General features: G+C 63.7%; 18 protein-coding genes. 4 read left to right on the forward strand and 14 right to left on the reverse strand.

Annotated features, from left to right (window positions below):
* Positions 1 to 21: 21 nt before the first annotated feature.
* The 9 genes from AC1DWA_RS21450 to AC1DWA_RS21490 form a co-directional block, all read right to left on the reverse strand.
* Positions 22 to 531: a shikimate kinase gene (locus AC1DWA_RS21450; protein WP_020907693.1), complete on the reverse strand. Its 510-nt coding sequence runs from the start codon at positions 529 to 531 to the stop codon at positions 22 to 24.
* Positions 532 to 544: 13 nt separating this feature from the next.
* Positions 545 to 1,732 carry a chorismate synthase gene (gene aroC / locus AC1DWA_RS21455; protein WP_003944974.1) on the reverse strand — a complete coding sequence of 396 codons (1,188 nt, stop codon included), beginning with the start codon at positions 1,730 to 1,732 and terminating at the stop codon, positions 545 to 547.
* A 111-nt stretch (positions 1,733 to 1,843) separates the two neighbouring features.
* Entirely contained in the window at positions 1,844 to 2,542 is a 699-nt protein-coding gene (locus tag AC1DWA_RS21460) for a S1 family peptidase (RefSeq protein WP_020907692.1), read from the reverse strand.
* 225 nt (positions 2,543 to 2,767) lie between these two features.
* Complete coding sequence (locus tag AC1DWA_RS21465; RefSeq protein ID WP_097387380.1) at positions 2,768 to 3,406, reverse strand: prepilin peptidase; 639 nt, start codon at positions 3,404 to 3,406, stop codon at positions 2,768 to 2,770.
* An 80-nt stretch (positions 3,407 to 3,486) separates the two neighbouring features.
* Positions 3,487 to 4,326, reverse strand: a complete 840-nt coding sequence (locus AC1DWA_RS21470; protein ID WP_020907690.1) for a shikimate dehydrogenase — start codon at positions 4,324 to 4,326, stop codon at positions 3,487 to 3,489.
* Positions 4,316 to 5,626: an endolytic transglycosylase MltG gene (gene mltG / locus AC1DWA_RS21475; protein ID WP_019748362.1), complete on the reverse strand. Its 1,311-nt coding sequence runs from the start codon at positions 5,624 to 5,626 to the stop codon at positions 4,316 to 4,318. Before mltG ends, AC1DWA_RS21470 begins: the two co-directional genes overlap by 11 nt.
* Positions 5,623 to 6,156, reverse strand: a complete 534-nt coding sequence (ruvX, locus tag AC1DWA_RS21480) for a Holliday junction resolvase RuvX (protein WP_003944838.1) — start codon at positions 6,154 to 6,156, stop codon at positions 5,623 to 5,625. The genes mltG and ruvX overlap by 4 nt, the downstream gene beginning before the upstream one ends.
* Before the next feature lie 2 nt (positions 6,157 to 6,158).
* Complete coding sequence (gene alaS / locus AC1DWA_RS21485) at positions 6,159 to 8,831, reverse strand: alanine--tRNA ligase (protein WP_477846744.1); 2,673 nt, start codon at positions 8,829 to 8,831, stop codon at positions 6,159 to 6,161.
* Between the two features lie 77 nt (positions 8,832 to 8,908).
* Entirely contained in the window at positions 8,909 to 10,255 is a 1,347-nt protein-coding gene (locus AC1DWA_RS21490; protein WP_477846769.1) for a replication-associated recombination protein A, read from the reverse strand.
* 189 nt (positions 10,256 to 10,444) lie between these two features.
* Between AC1DWA_RS21490 and AC1DWA_RS21495 the strand changes: the two genes are divergently transcribed.
* Positions 10,445 to 10,825, forward strand: coding sequence for a nuclear transport factor 2 family protein (locus AC1DWA_RS21495; protein WP_019748359.1), 381 nt, complete (start codon positions 10,445 to 10,447; stop codon positions 10,823 to 10,825).
* A 71-nt stretch (positions 10,826 to 10,896) separates the two neighbouring features.
* Here the strand turns inward: AC1DWA_RS21495 and AC1DWA_RS21500 are convergent, their stop codons facing one another.
* The 3 genes from AC1DWA_RS21500 to aspS all read right to left on the reverse strand — a co-directional run bounded on the left by AC1DWA_RS21500 (position 10,897) and on the right by aspS (position 15,062).
* Positions 10,897 to 12,078, reverse strand: a complete 1,182-nt coding sequence (locus tag AC1DWA_RS21500) for a protein kinase family protein (RefSeq protein WP_021344212.1) — start codon at positions 12,076 to 12,078, stop codon at positions 10,897 to 10,899.
* 191 nt (positions 12,079 to 12,269) lie between these two features.
* Positions 12,270 to 13,235, reverse strand: coding sequence for a DUF389 domain-containing protein (locus tag AC1DWA_RS21505; RefSeq protein ID WP_195791791.1), 966 nt, complete (start codon positions 13,233 to 13,235; stop codon positions 12,270 to 12,272).
* Between the two features lie 18 nt (positions 13,236 to 13,253).
* Complete coding sequence (gene aspS, locus AC1DWA_RS21510; protein ID WP_019748356.1) at positions 13,254 to 15,062, reverse strand: aspartate--tRNA ligase; 1,809 nt, start codon at positions 15,060 to 15,062, stop codon at positions 13,254 to 13,256.
* Positions 15,063 to 15,225: 163 nt separating this feature from the next.
* On the opposite strand from aspS, the gene ypfJ reads away from it, so the two are divergent.
* The 3 genes from ypfJ (at position 15,226) to AC1DWA_RS21525 (ending at position 17,556) form a co-directional block, all read left to right on the forward strand.
* Positions 15,226 to 16,149, forward strand: coding sequence for a KPN_02809 family neutral zinc metallopeptidase (gene ypfJ, locus AC1DWA_RS21515; RefSeq protein WP_021332960.1), 924 nt, complete (start codon positions 15,226 to 15,228; stop codon positions 16,147 to 16,149).
* A 76-nt stretch (positions 16,150 to 16,225) separates the two neighbouring features.
* On the forward strand, positions 16,226 to 16,837 hold the full coding sequence (locus AC1DWA_RS21520) for an ArsR/SmtB family transcription factor (RefSeq protein WP_021332959.1): 612 nt from the start codon (positions 16,226 to 16,228) through the stop codon (positions 16,835 to 16,837).
* Between the two features lie 2 nt (positions 16,838 to 16,839).
* On the forward strand, positions 16,840 to 17,556 hold the full coding sequence (locus tag AC1DWA_RS21525; protein WP_477846745.1) for an SRPBCC family protein: 717 nt from the start codon (positions 16,840 to 16,842) through the stop codon (positions 17,554 to 17,556).
* Between the two features lie 4 nt (positions 17,557 to 17,560).
* On the opposite strand, the gene AC1DWA_RS21530 is transcribed toward AC1DWA_RS21525, so the two are convergent.
* Both AC1DWA_RS21530 and AC1DWA_RS21535 read right to left on the reverse strand, forming a co-directional pair.
* Positions 17,561 to 18,961: a DUF2252 domain-containing protein gene (locus tag AC1DWA_RS21530; protein ID WP_477846746.1), complete on the reverse strand. Its 1,401-nt coding sequence runs from the start codon at positions 18,959 to 18,961 to the stop codon at positions 17,561 to 17,563.
* A gap of 31 nt (positions 18,962 to 18,992) precedes the next feature.
* Entirely contained in the window at positions 18,993 to 19,412 is a 420-nt protein-coding gene (locus AC1DWA_RS21535) for a DUF1622 domain-containing protein (protein WP_007728052.1), read from the reverse strand.
* Between the last annotated feature and the right edge of the window lie 48 nt (positions 19,413 to 19,460).

Below are 19,460 nucleotides of genomic sequence, written 5' to 3' on the forward strand. Positions count from 1 at the left end.
CCACTACTCCGCTCCGGTTGTTCATTTGTCTTGAAGTTTCGACACCAATTGCCCGACGACACGCGCCGGGCTTCGGCCGTCCGTCCGAATCCGAATCGTGGCCGAACGCCGGTACAGCGGACGACGACGCCTCATCAGCTCTTGGTACTTGACCTTGGGATCTCCGCCGGCCAGCAGCGGACGATGATTGTTCGCCCCCGTGCGGCGAAGCCCTTCGGCGACACTGATCTCCAGGTAGATGACCGTGTGACCCTGGAGCAGTTCGCGCGTGCGATCGGACAGGATCGCACCACCGCCGAGCGAGACGATTCCGTCGGTGGCCTGCAACGCGTCGCGAACCACCGATTCCTCGATCTCACGAAACCGAGGCTCTCCGTCATGGGTGAAGATCTCCGGGATCGTTCTACCCGTGGTCCGTTCGATCTCGGCGTCGGTATCGACCAATTCGAGTTCGAGTGCCTGCGCGAGACGTCGACCGATGGTCGATTTGCCGGCACCGGGCGGACCGATGAGTACAGCCTTCGGCTTCATCGATACGTGAGTCCTATCGAGGCGGTCGGGCTGCGATGCCCTCGGCGTAACGACGGTAGTTGGCAGTGGTTTCAGCAATGGAATCACCACCGAACTTTTCGAGTGCGGCCTGAGCCACGACAAGCGCAACCATCGATTCGGCGACGACGCCGGCGGCCGGAACCGCGCACACATCGCTGCGCTGGTGGATGGCAACCGCTTCCTCGCCGCTCTCCATGTCGACCGTCGCCAGAGCGCGCGGAACCGTCGAGATCGGCTTCATCGCGGCGCGAACTCGAAGGGCCTCACCATTGGTCATGCCACCTTCGATACCGCCTGCGCGGTTGGTGGAGCGCACGATGCCGTCCGGGCCCGGGCGGATTTCGTCGTGAGCTTCGCTGCCACGACGGCGCGCGGTCTCGAAGCCGTCACCGACCTCGACGCCCTTGATGGCCTGAATTCCCATGAGGGCAGCGGCAAGTCGTGAATCGAGACGCTCGGCGCCACTGACGAAGGTGCCGAGTCCGACCGGCAGGCCGTGGATGACGACCTCGACGACGCCACCGAGGGTGTCGCCGTCCTTCTTGGCCGATTCGATTTCGGCGATCATCGACTCTTCTGCAGCCTTGTCGAATGCGCGGACCGGGCTCGCGTCGATCGCGTCCAGGTCCTTGCCCTCCGGCACGGGCCCGACGTAAGGCTCGGAAGCACCGATGGAAATAACGTGTGAAACGACCTCGGCACCGAATACCTGACGCAGGAACGACCGTGCGACTGTTCCGGCGGCTACACGGGCTGCGGTCTCGCGAGCGCTGGCGCGCTCGAGGACGGGACGCGCGTCGTTGAAGCCGTACTTGAGCATGCCGCTGTAATCGGCGTGACCGGGACGCGGGCGCGTCAGCGGGGCATTGCGAGCCTGATCGGCGAGCAGGTCCGGGTCGACCGGGTCGGCGGACATGATGGTTTCCCACTTGGGCCACTCGGTGTTGCCGATTTCGATGGCCACGGGGCCACCGAGCGTAAATCCGTGGCGGACACCACCGATGATGGTGACCTTGTCGGCCTCGAACTTCATCCGCGCGCCACGGCCGTAACCGAGTCGACGACGGGCAAGTTCGGACGAGATGGCCTCAGAGGTCACTTCGACCCCCGCGACCATGCCCTCGAGCATCGCGACGAGGGCGGGACCATGGGATTCTCCGGCAGTTATCCAACGCAGCACGCCGACCATCTTTCCACGTCGCGGACCTCAGTTGTCACAGTGGCCCTCCGGGTGAACGCAGATGGCCCACACGCACGATGCGTGTGGGCCATCTCAGAGGTTCCTGCGGGCCTAGAACAGGCGGAATCCTCCACCGTTGGCATTGATGTCAGCCAAACCGATGTTGATGTCCGCCGAGTTGTCGGGAGCATGGAACGGCGGCGGGAGCGGCTCGAAGCAGTACGGTTCGAAGCCGTTGCTGATCAAGCCCACCAGGCGATCGCCGACGACGAGTGGTCCACCGGAGTCTCCGGGAATCGAGCACGTGTGCTCGACAATTTCACCGTAGACGGAGTCGTAGCCCCAGGTGATACCGCACGTGTTGCCGGTCGAACGGCCTTCCTTGCACACGATCGTGCCCGGTGCCGGCGGAGCGCCGATTCCGTTGATCGTCGTGCCGCCGACGGTACGTAGCGGGGCTACCTTCGCGTCGTCGAGATCGATCACCGCGATATCCGAGACCGGACTCGAGTAGGAGAACCGACCGATGGGGCCGGCTTCGGGCAGGTATTCGGCGAACACCCGGTCCCCGACAACTCCGCAGTGTCCGGCGGTGAGTGCCACGAGCGAGCCGGCGTTGTCGTATCCGACCGCGGTCAACGTGCACGCCGCAACTTGCTCCGGATCGGAATGATCCACGTCCGGCAGCAGGATTCCTGAGCCCCCGCCCAGTGCCACCGACGAAGGTGCAGGCGCGGCGCCGGCGACGCCCGCCCCTGCAGCCACAGCCGCCAAACAGGCTGCCGCAGCGACGAAAAGCCTTGTGCGCATAGGTTCCCCCGATAATCGAGTGCGAAACGAGATTCGTTTTGTCCCATTTCCGAAGCCTCAGTCAACGTCAGGGAGTGGACATTCGGCAAGTCCGACTCGCCGCATGCTGGGACTGCGCGCCTGCGATACCCGCCTTTATGAAACCGACGGTTACGTCTTTCCTGCAGATCACGGTCCGTCGTTGAATAGTCAATAACGCAAGGTTTTCCGCGGATGTTGCACTCGTCACGTCAACCAGGCAAACGCCGTCGAACCGCAGGCTGCCAGGCACATCGAGGGACCGTGCGCGATGGGCGAATTGTGGGCTACCGGCCCCGACTGTCGCCGGCCCAGTTTTCGCAGTTCGATCACGACACCCAGGGTTGCGGTGAGCACCGATGCAGACACCAACGACCACAGCCAGGCGTCAGCGCCCACCAATCCGGTCAGAGCGCCCAACGGAAGAGAGAGCTTCACATCGCCGAGTCCCATGGAACCAGGCGACATCACGTGCGCCAGGAGGTGGATTCCGGCGAGCAGTGCCGATCCCACTGCAGCAACCCACACCGTTCCCGACGCCGCCGCGTAGACCATCACGACGACGTAACCCGGCAGCGTGAAACTGTTGGGCAGCCGGCGCACGGCCAGGTCGACAGTCGAGATTGCGACGCACCACCACACCACGGCAAGACCTGAGATCAGTTGCACCACCGAGGTATTCAGTGCGCCGACGGCAACCCAACCTGTGGCGACACCGCACTGGGGCACACAACAGAGAGCCACGACTGGTCGATAACCGTGTCGTCGCAACCAACTGTCGACGATCGCCCGAGCACCGACACCACCGACTACCCCAGCGCCTGCCAAGACCACCAACGTCCACATGGTTTCGAGCTTGGTGTCTAGCGTTCACCAGCGGCACACTACGAATCGTCTTGTGGACTACCTCGACACTGTGAACAGAGCTAAGCGATAGCGGCTGCCATCGCCTCTCGCGGAGCGGGCTTGCCCGTGAACTGCTCTACCTGCCCGAAGGCCTGATTGAGCAACATCTCGAGGCCACCGATCACCGTGCCACCAGCCGCCTCGACAACCGAAGCGAGTGGCGTCGGCCAGGGGTTGTAGATCGCGTCGAGGACAAATCGTGCCCTCCCCAGTTGCTGGGCGAAAGGCGCGGCCGCTTCTGCGGGAACGGTGCTGACCAAGACCGAGGATTCGGCACAGATCCCACCGAGTCGTGCGTCGTCGAAAGAGACCAGATCAATGCCCAACCCGACAGCACTGCCGCATTCGATGGCACCGGATGCTCGCCCCGGATCACGCGCGACCACGGTGACTGTCCGAACTCCCATGTCGGCCAACGCGACCAATGCCGGCCGCGCGGTGCCGCCCGCGCCGACGACTACCGCCGAAGTGCCGCTGAGATCGCCGACGCCGCCGGCGATCAACGCACCGCTGACTCCGTCGACGTCCGTGCAGTCGGCACGCCAACCGCCGTCGATGCGGACCAAGGTGTTGGCCGAGCCTATGGTCACCGCTCGCGGTGTGCGTTCGGTGGCATAGTCGAGTGCTGCGATCTTGCCCGGCATCGTCACGGAGAGGCCGACCCATTCGGGGCCGAGTGAGTCAACGAGGGCAGGCAACTGCTCGCCGGTGCATTCGATCCGCTCGTAGGTCCAATCGCTCAGACCCAAAGCCTCGTACGCAGCAAGGTGCAGCAACGGCGACTTCGAGTGAGCGATCGGGCTTCCGAGAACTGCCGCCTTACGCGGCGTCGCGAGCGAAGTCGCGGTACTACCGTCCACTGTCGAGAATCCCACTTTGCTGTGCCAGTTCGATGTTGGCCAGATGCTCCTCGTAACTCTTGGTGAAGAGCGTCTGGCCTTCCTTGTTGATCGTGACGAAGTACAACCAGTCACCGGCCGCCGGAGATTCCACGGCCTTCAGCGCGTCGATGCTCGGTGAAGCAATAGGCGTCGCAGGCAGACCGGGCATTGCGTACGTGTTCCAGGGCGTGACGCGCTCACGGTCCGCATCGGTCGTGGCGACCTCGGTGGTGTCGAGTGAGTAGTTGACCGTGGAGTCGAACTGCAAAGGCTGATCGACTGCGAGTCGGTTGACGATCACCCGCGCGACCTTGGCCATGTCGCCAGGCAATGCCTCACGCTCGACCAGCGACGCTGCCACCAACAACTGGTACGGCGACATTCCGACTCCGCTGCCTGCTGTCAGGATCCCGGTGGCCTCGTACTTAGCGGCGCTGCCCTCGACCAACGAACGCAGGATCTCGGTCGGCGTCGCAGTGGGGTCGAAATCCCAACTGCTGGCAGCGATCAGGCCTTCGAGCTGACGGTCCTTGTCCGGCACGCTCTTGACCGACGACATCGCCCAGTCCGGCACGCCGAGCGAAGCCAGATCGGAAGACGCTCCCGCAGTGTTCAATTCGTCCGTCGAGACGCACTTCTGAGCGGAAACCGGGCCGACACAACTCGCCTCGGAAATGAGGTTGTAGATGCCCTTCTTGAGCGAGCCCGTCTGCGCGTCCGAACTGTCGTGCAGCTGACGCCCTTCGGCGATGACAACACTGCCGACTCGGGAGTCCGGGGCAACCAAACTGTCGAGTGCGCTCGCGGCACTACTCTGCACCGGCACCTGGTAGAAGCCGGGTTGTACCTTCTGGATCTCCGACGGATTGGCGATCGCAGCGTTGTAGAAAGCAGCGGAACTCGCGACGACGTTCTTCGCCTCCAGCGTCGCACCGATCTCCGATGCGGTTTCTCCACTGTTGATCTGGATGACCACGGGTGCGCCGCCCGGGCCGGCGAAGTCCTCCGCGGCCTTGTTGCGATCCATGTACCAGAGGGCACCGTATGCACCGACACCGAGAACCGCGATCACCAACACCAGGAGAGCGAGAACACCAACCTTCTTACCTCGCTTGGCGCGCTTGTTGCGCGCTTCGCGTTGCTTGCGTGCCTCCGCTCGCGACATATGCGGCGGATCGATGTTCTGCGGCAACGCACGCATGACCATGGTCTCGTCGTTGTCGAAGTCGAACGAACTGGTGGGCCGGCTTCCGCCGCCCTCATCCCACCGCGCGTTCACAGATCGCCCTCCAGTGCAGCGTCCTTCGACGACTCCCCTGGTTTCACAGCTCTACTCCGCTCGTCCAGCCAGCCTTGCAGGATTTCCACCGCCGCAGCCTGATCGATCATCGGCCGCTGGCCGCGTGCCTTGACTCCACTTTCGCGGAGGTTGCGCGCAGCCGTGACGGTCGTCAGTCGTTCGTCGGACAATCTCACCGGGATCGGTTCGACGGCCCGCTGCAGTCGTTTGGCGAATGCAGTCGCGATACCGGCGGCTTTACCTTGCTCACCGCGCAGCGTCTGTGGCAGTCCGACGATAACCTCAACGGCCTCGTATTCGGACACGATGGCGATAATGCGCCGGATATCCGGCGCGTCGGGCCCACGCTCCTTCGAGCGTGGAACCGTTTCCACCGGTGTCGCGAGGATGCCGTCTGGGTCGCTTGACGCGACGCCGATGCGAACACTGCCGACGTCGATGGCGATGCGCCGCCCGCGACCAGGGTCGTCGATGCCGGGGCGATCGGGACCCTGCTGCGTAGCCACCACCGTCAGCTGCCGCCCGCCAGCTCTCCGACTCTGTCCCGGATCGCATCGAGCGCCGCCGGGATTCCGGCAGAGTCCGAACCCGAGCCCTGGGCCATGTCGGGCTTTCCGCCGCCGCGGCCACCGATCTTGGGACCGAAGGACGCGACAAGCTCGCCGGCCTTCACACCGAGACCCTGGGCCGCCTTGCTGGATGCGACCACGAACGGGACCTTGCCGTCGACGTCACCGAGGAGAGCTACGACGGCGGGTTCGGAGCCGAGTCGGCCCTTGATGTCCGTGACGAGGCTGCGCAGATCGTTGCCGCCGACTCCCGCGGGAGCAGGCTCGGCAATGACCAGGACGCTACCGATGCGCTTGGCCTTGGAGACGTACTCGCCTGCCGACGCCAGCACAGCCTTGGCCTTGGTCTGCTCGAGTTCCTTCTCGGCCACCTTGAGTCGCTCGACGAGCGCCTCGACGCGGGCGGGTACCTCTTCCGAAGGAACCTTCAGTGAGGAGGAGAGTCCGGCGAGGAGAGCGCGTTCCTTGGCGAGGTAGCGGTAGGAGTCCAAACCGACGTACGCCTCGACGCGTCGGATTCCGGAGCCGACCGACTGCTCACCGAGCAGCGTGACCTGACCGATCTGGGCGGAGCTTCCGACGTGAGTACCGCCGCACAGTTCCATCGAGAACGGACCGCCGATTTCGACGACACGAACCTCGTCGCCGTAGTTCTCACCGAAGAGTGCCATCGCACCCATCGCCTTGGCCTTGTCGAGATCCGTGACAAATGTGTTGACCGCGTAGTTGGACGCCACGGCTTCGTTGGTGAGTGCCTCGATGTCCTGCTTCTGAGAGTCGGACAGCGCACCCTGCCAGGAGAAATCGAAGCGGAGGTAACCCGGCTTGTTGAGCGAACCCGCCTGAACGGCGTTGGGGCCGAGCACCTGACGCAGCGCCGCGTGCACCATGTGGGTACCGGAGTGCCCCTGGGTTGCACCCTTGCGCCACTCGGCGTCGACGTGCGCGAGCACGACGTCGCCCTCGGTGATCTCGCCCTTCTGCACCGTCACCTTGTGCGTCCAGACCTTCTTGGCGATCTTCTGCACGTCGTTGACCTTGGCTTCGAGGCCCGGCGCGGTGAGCGAACCGATGTCGGCGATCTGTCCACCGGACTCTGCGTAGAGCGGGCTGCGGTCGAGGATTACCTCGACGTCCTGACCGGCCTTCGCGACCGGCACGCGGACACCGTCGACGATCAGTGCGAGGACGTGAGCCTCGGAGACGAGCTCGTCGAAACCGGTGAACTCGGTGGCACCTCGATCGAGCAGTTCCTTGTAGACCGTGAGGTCCGCATGCGCGTGCTTGCGCGCTTGAGCGTCGTCCTTGGCGCGCTTGCGCTGCTCGGCCATGAGCGTGCGGAAGCCGTCTTCGTCGACGGTGAGACCGGCCTCGGATGCCATTTCGAGCGTGAGGTCGATCGGGAAGCCGTAGGTGTCGTGCAGTGCAAACGCCTGATCGCCGGCGATGACCGACTTTCCGGACGACTTGACCGTCTCGGCAGCATTCTCGAACAGGGCCGAACCCGACGCCAGCGTCTTGAGGAACGCGGTCTCCTCACCGACGGCAACGTTCTCGATGCGCGTGAAGTCGGTTTCCAGAACCGGGTACGACGGCGCCATCGTGTCGCGGACGACGATCATGAACTCGCGCATGGTGGGCTGCTCGCTGCCGAGCAGTTTGGCCGAGCGCACGATGCGACGCAGCAACCGGCGCAGGACGTATCCGCGGCCGTAGTTGCCGGGGTTCACACCGTCGGCGATCAACATCGCGGCGGTGCGTGCGTGGTCGGCGATGACGCGGAAACGGACGTCAGAAGTGTGATCGGTCCCGTACACGCTGCCGGTCAGTTCGGCGGCCTTGTCGATGACGGGGCGGAGAAGGTCTGTCTCGTAGACGTTTTCGACGCCTTGCAGGAGGAACGCAACGCGCTCGACGCCCATGCCGGTGTCGATGTTCTTCTTCGGCAGCGGTCCGAGGATCGGGTAGTCGCCCTTGTTGGTGCCCTCGCCGCGCTCGTTCTGCATGAACACGAGGTTCCAGATCTCGATGTAGCGATCCTCGTCGGCTTCTGGGCCACCCTCGACGCCGTACTCGGCGCCGCGGTCGTAGAAGATCTCCGAGCAGGGGCCGCACGGTCCGGGAATGCCCATGGACCAGTAGTTGTCCTTCATGCCGCGGCGCTGGATGCGCTCTTCGGGCACACCGACCTCGTCGCGCCAGATCGAGAACGCTTCGTCGTCGTCGAGATAGACGGTTGCCCACAAGCGCGTGGGATCGATGCCGTATCCGCCGTCCTCGACCGAACCTGTCAGCAACTGCCAGGCGTGGGAGATGGCTTCCTTCTTGAAATAGTCACCGAAGGAGAAGTTGCCCGCCATCTGGAAGAAGGTGTTGTGGCGGGTGGTGATGCCGACCTCCTCGATGTCCAGGGTGCGGACACACTTCTGCACCGACGTCGCGCGCGAATAGGACGGCGTCTGCTGCCCGAGGAAGAACGGCACGAACGGAACCATGCCCGCGTTGACGAACAGAAGGTTCGGGTCGTCGAGAATCAGCGAGGCGCTGGGCACCTCGGTGTGGCCGGCCTTGACGAAGTGGTCGAGGAATCGCCTGCGGATCTCGTGGGTTTGCACTAACCGGTCCTTACCTTCAAGAGCGTCGAGCTATGGGTGTCCAGACTAACGCGTCGACCGGTGGAACCTGGCAGGCGTCAGCCACGAACGATTCGGCGGAGTTTGCTCACCCGATCGGCGATCTCTCGCTCGTTGCCGTGTGCGGTGGGCTGGTAATAGTCGACACCCACCAGATCGTCCGGTGGATACTGTTGCCGCAGAACACCATCACGTGTGTCGTGCGGGTACTTGTATCCGACTGCGTTGCCCAATTGCTCGGCACCCTTGTAGTGCCCGTCACGCAGATGCGGCGGTACCAGTCCGGATTTTCCGGCGGCCACGTCGGCCATGGCTGCACCGAGAGCGGCGATCACCGCACCCGATTTGGGAGCCGTCGCCAGATGAATGGTGGCCTGTGCCAGCGCCAGACGAGCCTCCGGCATACCGATCAGCTGCACTGCCTGGGCAGCGGCGGTGGCAGTCTGCAGCGCCATCGGGTCCGCCATGCCGATGTCCTCGCTGGCATGAACCACCAGACGCCTCGCGATGAAACGAGGGTCTTCGCCCGCGGTCAGCATCCGAGCGAGGTAGTGCAGGGCGGCATCGACGTCGGAGCCGCGAATGCTCTTGATGAAGGCGCTGATGACGTCGTAGTGCTGATCTCCGGCACGGTCGTACCGAACCGCGGCCTTGTCGACACTGGCCTCGACGGTCGCGAGGTCGAGCACCACCGGGCCCGAAGCGTCACCGGCCGTGTCCAGTGCAGCTCCGGCAGCGACCTCCAGTGCCGTCAGGGCTCGGCGTGCGTCACCGGCGGCCAGACGAACGAGGTGTTCCATCGCGTCGTCGTCGATCGCGATCGCTCCCCCGAACCCGCGCTCGTCGGTGACCGCACGCTCGAGCAGTTCCTGGACATCCGCAGCGGTGAGCGATTGCAGTTGCAGGACCAACGAGCGCGACAACAGCGCGGAGACGACCGAGAAGGACGGGTTCTCGGTGGTCGCGCCGACCAGGAGCACGATCCGGTTCTCGACCGCGGCGAGCAAGGCGTCCTGCTGGGTTTTGGAGAAACGATGGACCTCGTCGATGAACAAGACGGTCTGTTCGCCGTTCAGCAGACGACGGCGGGCAAGTTCGATGACACCGCGAACTTCCTTGACACCCGCAGACAAAGCAGACAGTGCCTCGAACCGACGGCCGGTAGCGCCCGAGATCAACGAGGCGAGCGTGGTCTTGCCGGTGCCGGGAGGTCCATACAGGAGAACCGATGCGGCGCCGGACCCCTCGACCATTCTGCGCAGCGGAGCACCAGGGCCGAGCAGGTGCTGTTGACCGACAACTTCACCGAGGGTGAGGGGACGCATGCGGACCGCCAGAGGAGCACCGGGCGGCACCGAGGACAATACGCGCTCGGCGACAGACACGACATCGGGTTCCTCGACGATCGCGGATTCCTCCGGAGTTGCCTCGAACAGGCCGTCTTCCGCCACCACGCCGTCTTTCGCCCCCACACTGTCTTCCGCTTGCCAATCGCTCACGAATCGACGCTACTAGAGACCACCGACGCTTGACACAACCCGCGGTTCCGCCAGCCCTCACGTCCTCGGCAAAGGCGCTGTAATAGCGTTGTCGCCATGAGCACCTCCGAGATCGCCACCGTCCTCGCGTGGCACGATGCACTCAACTCCCAAGACATCGACACACTTCTGCAGTTGTCGAGTGACGACATCGAGGTAGGCGGCCCCAAGGGCGCGAGCCAGGGACTCGCTGCCCTGCGCGAGTGGGCCACCAACGCCGGCATCACGCTCGTCCCCGGGAAGATGTACGTCCACCACGGCGTGGTCGTCGTCGAACAGACCGCAACGTGGGCGGCCGAACCGGACAAGTCCGCGACCCTGGCCTCGGCTTTCCGAGTCGTGGCCGACCAGGTGACGTCGACGTTCCGCCATCCTGATCTGGCGACGGCCCTCGCGGCGACGGACCTGTCCGAGAACGATCTGGTCTCCGACAACTGAGCGGACTCGACCGAAAAAGGGCGCTCGTGCTGCATGCACGGGCGCCCTTCTGCGTGTGATCAGTCAGAGACTCAACTGAACTCGGTGCGCAGCGCCGCCACGACGTCGCGGGCGTGTGCCTCGACGGCGTCGTTGCCGGCGAGCTTCGCCGAACGCGCGAGCCTTGCCCAGCGTCCCACCAGTGCGTCGGCCCGTGGAATCGAGAGATAGTGCTCGCGGACAGCGGCGATACGTGAATGATCCTCGGGCAGGTACAGATAGGTGCTGAGCCAGACCCAGATGAGTTGGGCCTCGACGATCCTGCGCCCCAATTCGGCCTCGTCGGCCAGGGCAGGCCACATCCCGACGACCTCGGCCCGCCAGGCATCGACCATCGCCGACGCCCGCTCTTCGGTCAGGTCGATGTTGCACAGGCAACCGGGGAACGACACCAACGCGTAGGTGATGTCGAGGAGGGCGTCCCGGTAGCCACCCCACTCGTAGTCGAGGAACTGCACGCCGTCGTCGTTGACGATGATGTTGTCTGGGCACAGGTCCGACGGACTGAAGGCGCGGAATCGACCGCCACTGAACAGTGTCTGCGCGTGCCGAACCTGCTCGAGAATGTCCGAGCTCACATCGATGCCGAGACTTTCCACCAACATCGCGGGAACACCGGCCACTGCGCGTCCCACTTGATCCGCCACTTCATCGGAGCAATGGGCGACCTCGGCTCGACGCAGCAGTGCGGTGAAGTCGTCCTCACGGCCGACGGTCGCGGCGTGCATGCGCCCCATGGCCTGCGCCATGGCCATCAGCGTGTGAGTGACGGTGTCCGGGTCGGAGTCTTCGAGTCGGACGCTGATGGCGGTGGCGTCGCCGAGATCACTCAGGATCAAGAGGCGAGCATCGAGGTCGGACGCCAACAGTTCGGCGCCGGGGCGTGCGTCCTTGGCAAGCGCGTTGGCGAACTGATACGACACCGCTTCACGAAGGAAAGCGGTCTCGACGTCGAAGTCACCTTCAGACGCGGCGGGGAGCGCAATCGCGGTTTTGGTAGCTCCCTGGAAGTTGTCGCGGACCTGCTTGATCACCAGCGTTCGAGGCAGGGAGAACGGGTTCTCGGCGACACGTACGCGCAGCACGACGGTGCGGCCACTCCCCCCGAGATCGACTGGATCCACCAGGGTTACGGGTGCCCCTGTGCGGCGTGTCAGCAACTGCTCAGCAGCTGCGACGACTTCGGAAACGGGGTCTGCCAGTAATGCGGTCATCACCGACCAACTTACCCGTTAGTGACTCCGATCATGCCCAGCTCATCCACTCACAGCGGAGAATTCAAGCTCTCACCGCGATAGAAATTGCCGCCTACCTGCGGTGATGACGAAAGTCCCTAATCGCCACACCGGCACACAGTTCTCGCGAGAATTCTGCTGTCGGTGAGCAGAACTCCGAACCGGCGATGTCATGGAGTTTTGTCCTCGTCGACAAATCGAGAAATGCCTTTCAACGCTGCTTCGAATTCCTCGTCGGCCCGGGTCCTGACCCAGAGAACGAGCACGCAGGCAGTGACGATCCCGAGCAGGTTGACAGCCAGTTGCAGCGACGACAACCCGGCGATCCGCCATTCTCCGTTTGCTGCCGCAACCACCGCGAAACCGGCGGCAGGAACCGTGGTGACGGAGATGAACACTCCGACCAAGGCAGCGGACTTCGACGAGACGAGTGCCAGCATTCCAGCCGCACCGGCAAGAAGCGCGACCACAAACGAGATGGGCCCGACCTTGTAGACGAAATCGACCTCGTGGAGCGATTCGAGACTCACGACGTCCATCCACCCGAAGAACTTCACCACGAACGTTGCGGCGAGAGTCACGCCCATCGCGATGGGGAATCCGACGGCGAGCGCGAGAATCGAACGTCGACGCAACCGTCGATCCCGCCGTACGAGTGCCACAGCCAGCGCGGCCAGCGGCCCGAACTCCGGGCCGACGACCATGGCGCCCACGATCGTGATCTGAGAGTCGGTGACAACGCCGATTGCCGCGAGCAGACATGCGATCGTCAGGAACGCGACGAACAATCCGTTGAGAGTTGATTCTTCCCGAGTGCGGGACAGCAATTCCTCCCACACGACGGAATCCGCGGGATCACCCGGCACGTCGCGCTCAGCTTTGCGCGCCGCCGCCGACAACACCGTCTCGACTGGTACGAGCGTCATTCCGCCGTCCTCGGCGACGCCGAGAGCGGTCAGAGCATCGACGACGTCGTTGGCCGCCTCACGGGCGACGTCGGCCTCCACCATGTCGCCGGCGGGATGAACCGCGACATCACGTAATACGACGATGTGTGTCGCGCCCCGCTGCGACGCGAGCGCACCGAGAACTTGCTCGGTGCGCTCGGTCGGGCAGATCACCCGCAAATGCAGCATGGCGATCCGGTGTCGGCTCTACTTGGCTTCGACGGTGTCGCCTTCGGACTTCTTGTCCTCTGACTTCTTCTCGGGCTTCGCATCAATACCCGATTCCTTGCGCTGCTGCGCAGAAATCGGTGCCGGAGCATCCGTCAGCGGGTCGACGCCGCCACCGGACTTCGGGAACGCAATGACCTCACGGATGGAATCCATGCCGGCGAGGAGAGCTGTGATGCGGTCCCAGCCGAAAGCAATTCCGCCGTGCGGAGGCGCGCCGAAGGCGAAGGCGTCGAGAAGGAAGCCGAACTGCTCCTGCGCCTCTTCCTCGGAGATACCCATCACCTTGAACACTCGTTCCTGAATGTCCTTGCGGTGGATACGAATACTGCCGCCGCCGATCTCGTTGCCGTTGCAGACGATGTCGTAGGCGTAGGCGAGTGCGGAATCCGGATCGGTGTCGAACGTGTCGAAGAACTCCGGCTTCGGCGACGTGAACGCATGGTGCACGGCGGTCCAGGCGGAGTGGCCGAGAGCAACGTCACCGGATGCAGTGGCGTCGGCGGTCGGCTCGAACATCGGAGCGTCGACGATCCACACGAAGGCCCACGCGTCGGGATCGATGAGATCCTTCTTGCGGGCGATCTCACCACGGGCAGCGCCGAGGAGAGCGCGCGTCGACTTGGTCGCGCCCGCTCCGAAGAAGATGCAGTCACCCGGCTGGGCTCCGACGTGAGCGGCCAGGCCCTCGCGCTCGGCGTCGGTCAGGTTCTTGGCAACGGGACCACCGAGAGTGCCGTCTTCACCGACCAACACGTACGCCAGGCCCTTGGAGCCGCGCTGCTTCGCCCACTCCTGCCAGGCATCGAGCTGCTTGCGCGGCTGGCTTGCACCACCGGGCATCACGACGGCGCCAACGTATTCGGCTTGGAAGACGCGGAAGGTCGTGTCCTTGAAGAACTCCGCGCACTCGACGAGTTCGATACCGAAACGCAGGTCCGGCTTGTCGCTGCCGTAACGACGCATTGCCTCGTTGTAGGTCATGCGGTCGATCGGCGTCTTGATCTCGTGGCCGACGAGCTTCCAGAGCGCCGTCAGGATTTCCTCGGCAAGCAGGATGATGTCGTCCTGGTTGACGAAAGCCATCTCGATGTCGAGCTGAGTGAACTCGGGCTGACGATCGGCGCGGAAATCCTCGTCGCGGTAGCAACGCGCGATCTGGTAGTAGCGCTCGATGCCGCCGACCATGAGTAGCTGCTTGAACAGCTGCGGGCTCTGCGGCAGTGCGTAGAAGCTACCGGGCTGCAGGCGTGACGGTACGAGGAAGTCACGGGCACCCTCTGGCGTCGAACGCGTAAGCGTCGGAGTCTCGACCTCGACGAACTCGTGGTGCGCGAGAACGCCGCGCGCTGCGGCACTTACCTTGGAACGCAAGCGAATTGCGGATCCGGGCCCTTCACGACGCAAGTCGAGGTATCGGTACTTGAGGCGTGCTTCTTCGCCGACCTGATCGTCGAGCTGGAACGGCAGCGGTGCGCTTTCGTTGAGAACCTCGAGTTCGGTGGCGTTGACCTCGATTGCTCCGGTGGGGATCTCGAAGTTCTGGTTGCCCTCGGGGCGAACCTCGACCGTTCCGGTTACGCGAACGCAGTATTCCGCGCGCAGACGGTGCGCCTGCTCGGCCACGTCACCTGCCCGGAAAACTACCTGCGCAACTCCGGATGCATCACGGAGATCGATGAAGATCACTCCGCCGTGATCACGACGCCTGGCTACCCAACCGGTGAGCGTTACGGTCTGCTCTGCCTGCTCGGGTCGCAATGAACCGGCGAGATGTGTGCGCAGCACGGGATTCCTTTCGAACTACTTCCAATAACCGACGACCGACTACTTTGCCTGCGATCCTACGGAGCGAACTGCGCAGAGCGGAAACGCGGACCCGCATCGCATGCGAAGCTATCTCCAGAAGTGACGGCAAGCACTTGTTCACGACAGCAGAAAGCGGACATAGATGACCTTCAACGAGGGGGCCCGCGGCGAAGCGGGACGCGTTCAGGTTCAAGGCGGCGGGGGCGGCGGTGGCCGCGGCGGCAAGATCGCGATCGGCGGTGGCGCGGGCGGCATCATCGTTCTGATCCTGGCGCTGTTGTTCGGCGGTGACCCCGGCTCACTACTGGGCACGTCCACCGAAACTTCGAGTTCGTCGACCGGACTGTCGTCGGTCGACGAGTGCACCGGCGCTCAGGCAAACGCCGATGTGAACTGCCGCGTCACACTGACCGTCGGAAGCCTCGACGACGTTTGGGAACAGCAGTTGGTCAAGCAGACCGGCACGGCATACGTGCGACCCGAAGTCATTCTGTTCAGCGGTTCGGTCAACACCGGTTGCGGCCAGGCGTCGAGTGATGTCGGTCCGTTCTACTGCCCGGCGGACCAAACGGCGTACTTCGATACGAGCTTCTTCCAATTGCTCGTCGACCGTTTCGGTTCCAGTGCCGGACCGCTCGCACAGGAGTACGTGGTCGCTCACGAGTTCGGACATCACATCCAGAATCAGCTCGGCGACATCGGCCGCGCGCAAGCTGACCCACAGGGCGAGCAGTCCGGCGCGGTTCGCACCGAACTCCAGGCCGATTGCTACGCCGGCGTCTGGGCACATTTTGCGGACACGATTCCCGACGAAGCGACCGGTCAACCATTCCTGAAGCCCTTGTCCGAGAGCGATATTCGGGACGCCCTCTCGGCGGCGTCATCGGTGGGCGACGACCGCATCCAGAAGTCCACGACCGGTCGGGTCAACCCCGAAGGTTGGACACACGGTTCCTCCGCACAGCGGCAGGCGTGGTTCAAGACCGGATACCAGACCGGCCAGATTTCGTCGTGTGACACGTACTCGGCGCGGGATCTGAACAATCCGCCCGATCTGAAGCGGTAGAGAACCTCCGAAATACCATCCCGCCGACAATTTTTTCTGTCTTGACAGATTTGGTTGTCGGTGGGATGGTTTTCTCATGTTGGAAGTTGCAGTCATCGATCGTCCCGCAGCTGCCGAGGCCTCGCTCGATCCGATCCGCCAACGGATTCTGGCTGAACTGGCAGTCCCGGCATCAGCATCCTCGCTGGCACCCCGAGTGGGCTTGACGCGCCAGAAGATCAATTACCACTTGCGCACTCTCGAGGAACACGGACTCGTCGAACTCGTCGAGGAGCGCAAGCGGGGAAACATGACGGAGCGGATCATGCAGGCCAGCGCCGCGTCGTACGTCATCTCCCCCGCTGCAATGTCCGCGCTCGCGCCGGACCCGAGCCGGTTCCCGGATCAGCTCTCGGCGCGCTGGCTCGTCACTCTCGCGGCGCGGATCGTCCGAGAGGTCGGCGAACTGATCGCCGGCGCAACTGCGGCCGGAAAACCGTTGGCGTCCTTTGCCATCGACAGCGACATCACCTTTGCCACGGCGGCCGACCGCGCCGCCTTCGCCGGCGAACTCGGCGAGTCGGTCAACTCACTCGTGGCCAAATACCACGACGGCAATTCCGAAGCCGGGCGCAAACACCGCTTGGTTGTCGCCCTGCATCCCAGTCTCACCACACCCCACGTCACCACACCCGAAACGGAGCAGTAGCGATGTCCGAGAAATTCGAAATCCGCCGCGAGGTGGTCGTCCCCGGAACTCCCGAGCAGATCTGGGCCGCAATCTCGGCAGAGACGGCCGGCTGGATGTTCCCGTCCCCGCTCGAAATCCCTGCGGACGGCAGTAGTCCGGACAGCCCGATCATCGCGACGTGGGAGCCGCCCCGCGAGCTAGCCATCCACATGCAAGGCCCCGACGGCTGGTTCAACAACCTCGAGTACGTCGTCGAGGCCCGCGACGAGAGCACCGCCGTTGTCCGCTACGTCCACGCCGGAGTGTTTGCCGAGGACTGGGACAACCAGTACGACGGCGCGAGTAAGCACACGGACTTCTACCTGCACAGTCTCGGCCAATACGTGCGGTACTTCGCCGGCAAACCCGTCACCTATGTCTCGGCCGAAGGCCCGGAATCCTCGTCCTCGCCGCAAGCGATGGGAACGCTTCGCAGCGCCCTCGGAATCACCTCGGGCACCGCTGTCGGTGACGCCACGTCGGTGGAAGTCCCCGGAATCGGAACCGTCGACGCGATTGTCGACTACATCAACGACTGGTTCATCGGCTTGCGTACCGAGGACGCATTGGTGCGGTTCTACGGACGAAACGCCTTCGGCGGCACCGTCGACGCGGCCCATCACCTCTTCGCAGAGGGCGCTGACGGTGGATCAGCAACGGCAGCGTGGCAGGCCTGGCTCGACGGCGTGTTCGCCTGAGTCGTCACACTCCCCGCTCTGCTGACACGCGACCGTCGTCGATCGCGGTCAGCAAAGCGGCATGATCGCGTGCGTTGCGTTTGGCGTAGGAAGCCGCGAACTCCCCGATCGCGAAATCGAATTCGGTTCCGTCACCGAGATATTCGGCGATCGCAATCCGATCGGACGAGCGAGCATGCGCATAGGCCAGGACCCTCGCGCATAGTCGCCCGTAGAGTTCCATCCCTTCAGGTTTCATGGTTTCGATGACCGCTGATCCCTTGCCGTCCCGAAGTTGGCGGATGTAGAAGTCGTGCTCATCCTCGTCGAGTCCCGGTCCGCGCTCCCACCCCAGGAAGATGTCACTGGTGGCCTGCATCAGGCGCTGCCCGTTCACTACTCGTTCACCCTCGTTGGAGAAGGTGGGGCCATCGACGTACGCCGAGAGAACGGACGGCTGCGCCTCCTTGACCTGCAGGATCAACGGATCGTCGTCGTCGACGCCTTTCATCAGGATCATCCACGCGCGCGTTCCGACGCTCCCGACACCGACAACTTTCCGCGCGATGTGCGTCATCTCGAAGCTTTCGAGCAACACCCGACGGTCCCACTGCAACGTGCTTCGATAGGAACGAACGCGCTGACGTAGCAACTCCTCGATCTGAGTGAGGTCGGTGCCCGCGAACAATTCCTCTGCCGGCACGATCAGCGGCGGGTCACTGATGAACCGCCTTCTCCCGTCGACGATTTCGGTGAATTTGCCGGCCGCCTGAGCGCTGTCTCGGCGACGAGCCTTGTCCAACGTCGCCTGGGTCCGCTCGAGCATTCGCTTCTTCAAATCGACGCGAAGTTCTTCCAGTCCGTCTTCGGGTGCGATGTGCGCGTACCAAACTGCGAGGTTCCCCAATCCTGCCTGAGCGATCAGGGTTTCGCGATACTCGGCCGCACACCCGCGAACGATCTTCTTACGCTCTTTGCCGGAGTATCCGTTGTCCTTCGCTGCGATCGCCAAACTGGCGGCCAGCCGTTTCACGTCCCATTCGAACGGCCCCGGGTACGTTTCGTCGAAGTCGTTGATGTCGAACGCGAGCTTTCGCTCGGGCGTCGCATAGATACCGAAGTTGCTCAGGTGTGCGTCGCCGCAGAGTTGGCTGTTCAGGCCGGAATCAGGGCTTCGGGACAAGTCGTCCGTCATCACCAGGGCAGCACCACGGAAGAACGAGAACCGGGACGCCGACATGCGCCCGTATCGGATGGGCACCAGGTCCTGTACCCGCGACTTCGCCTGCAATTCCAGCAGTGATATCGGATCGCGGTCACTCTCTGTCAGATCCGCGAGCGCGGCCAATGGCGTATCTCTACGCGCCTGGCGGCCGCGCGCCCGCCTCTCGTCGACAGTGGGATGCTCGGTACGCACTGCTGTCATCTGCCCGACCTTTCACTCGCAACGGCTATCGCTACGAACTCGACGCGTCGGGCGTCGTTCGGCCTCCTGATCCGCGCGCTGCGCGTACCAGGAGTTCCGGACTTGACACCAACGCCTTGCGCCACGGAAGTACCCCGTCGATCTCGATCTGAATCGACAGGCTCAACACGGTCCGAATCAGAACGATCATGCCCAGAACTGCGGCGTCGGTCAGCGACGGTGAAGACGTCACAGTCTTCACCAGATCAGCGGCGACAAGGATCTCGAGCCCGAGAAGGATGACCGCACCCATCGTCTCGCGCAGAGTGCGAAACGCTGAACTACCGTCGCGCGTTCGACTCCAGGCGCGCCCCGCGATCACGAATGCGAACACGAACCCGAGGACCATGGCGACAACACCGAGTACTTCGAACCATTCGGTGACAAGCTCGAAGAACCTGATTTTGTCCATGATCATGATTCTCGAGGTAATGCACCGATAAGTCGAGGTGACACGACG

The sequence above is a fragment of the Rhodococcus sp. P4_F3_2 genome (genome assembly GCF_056401335.1).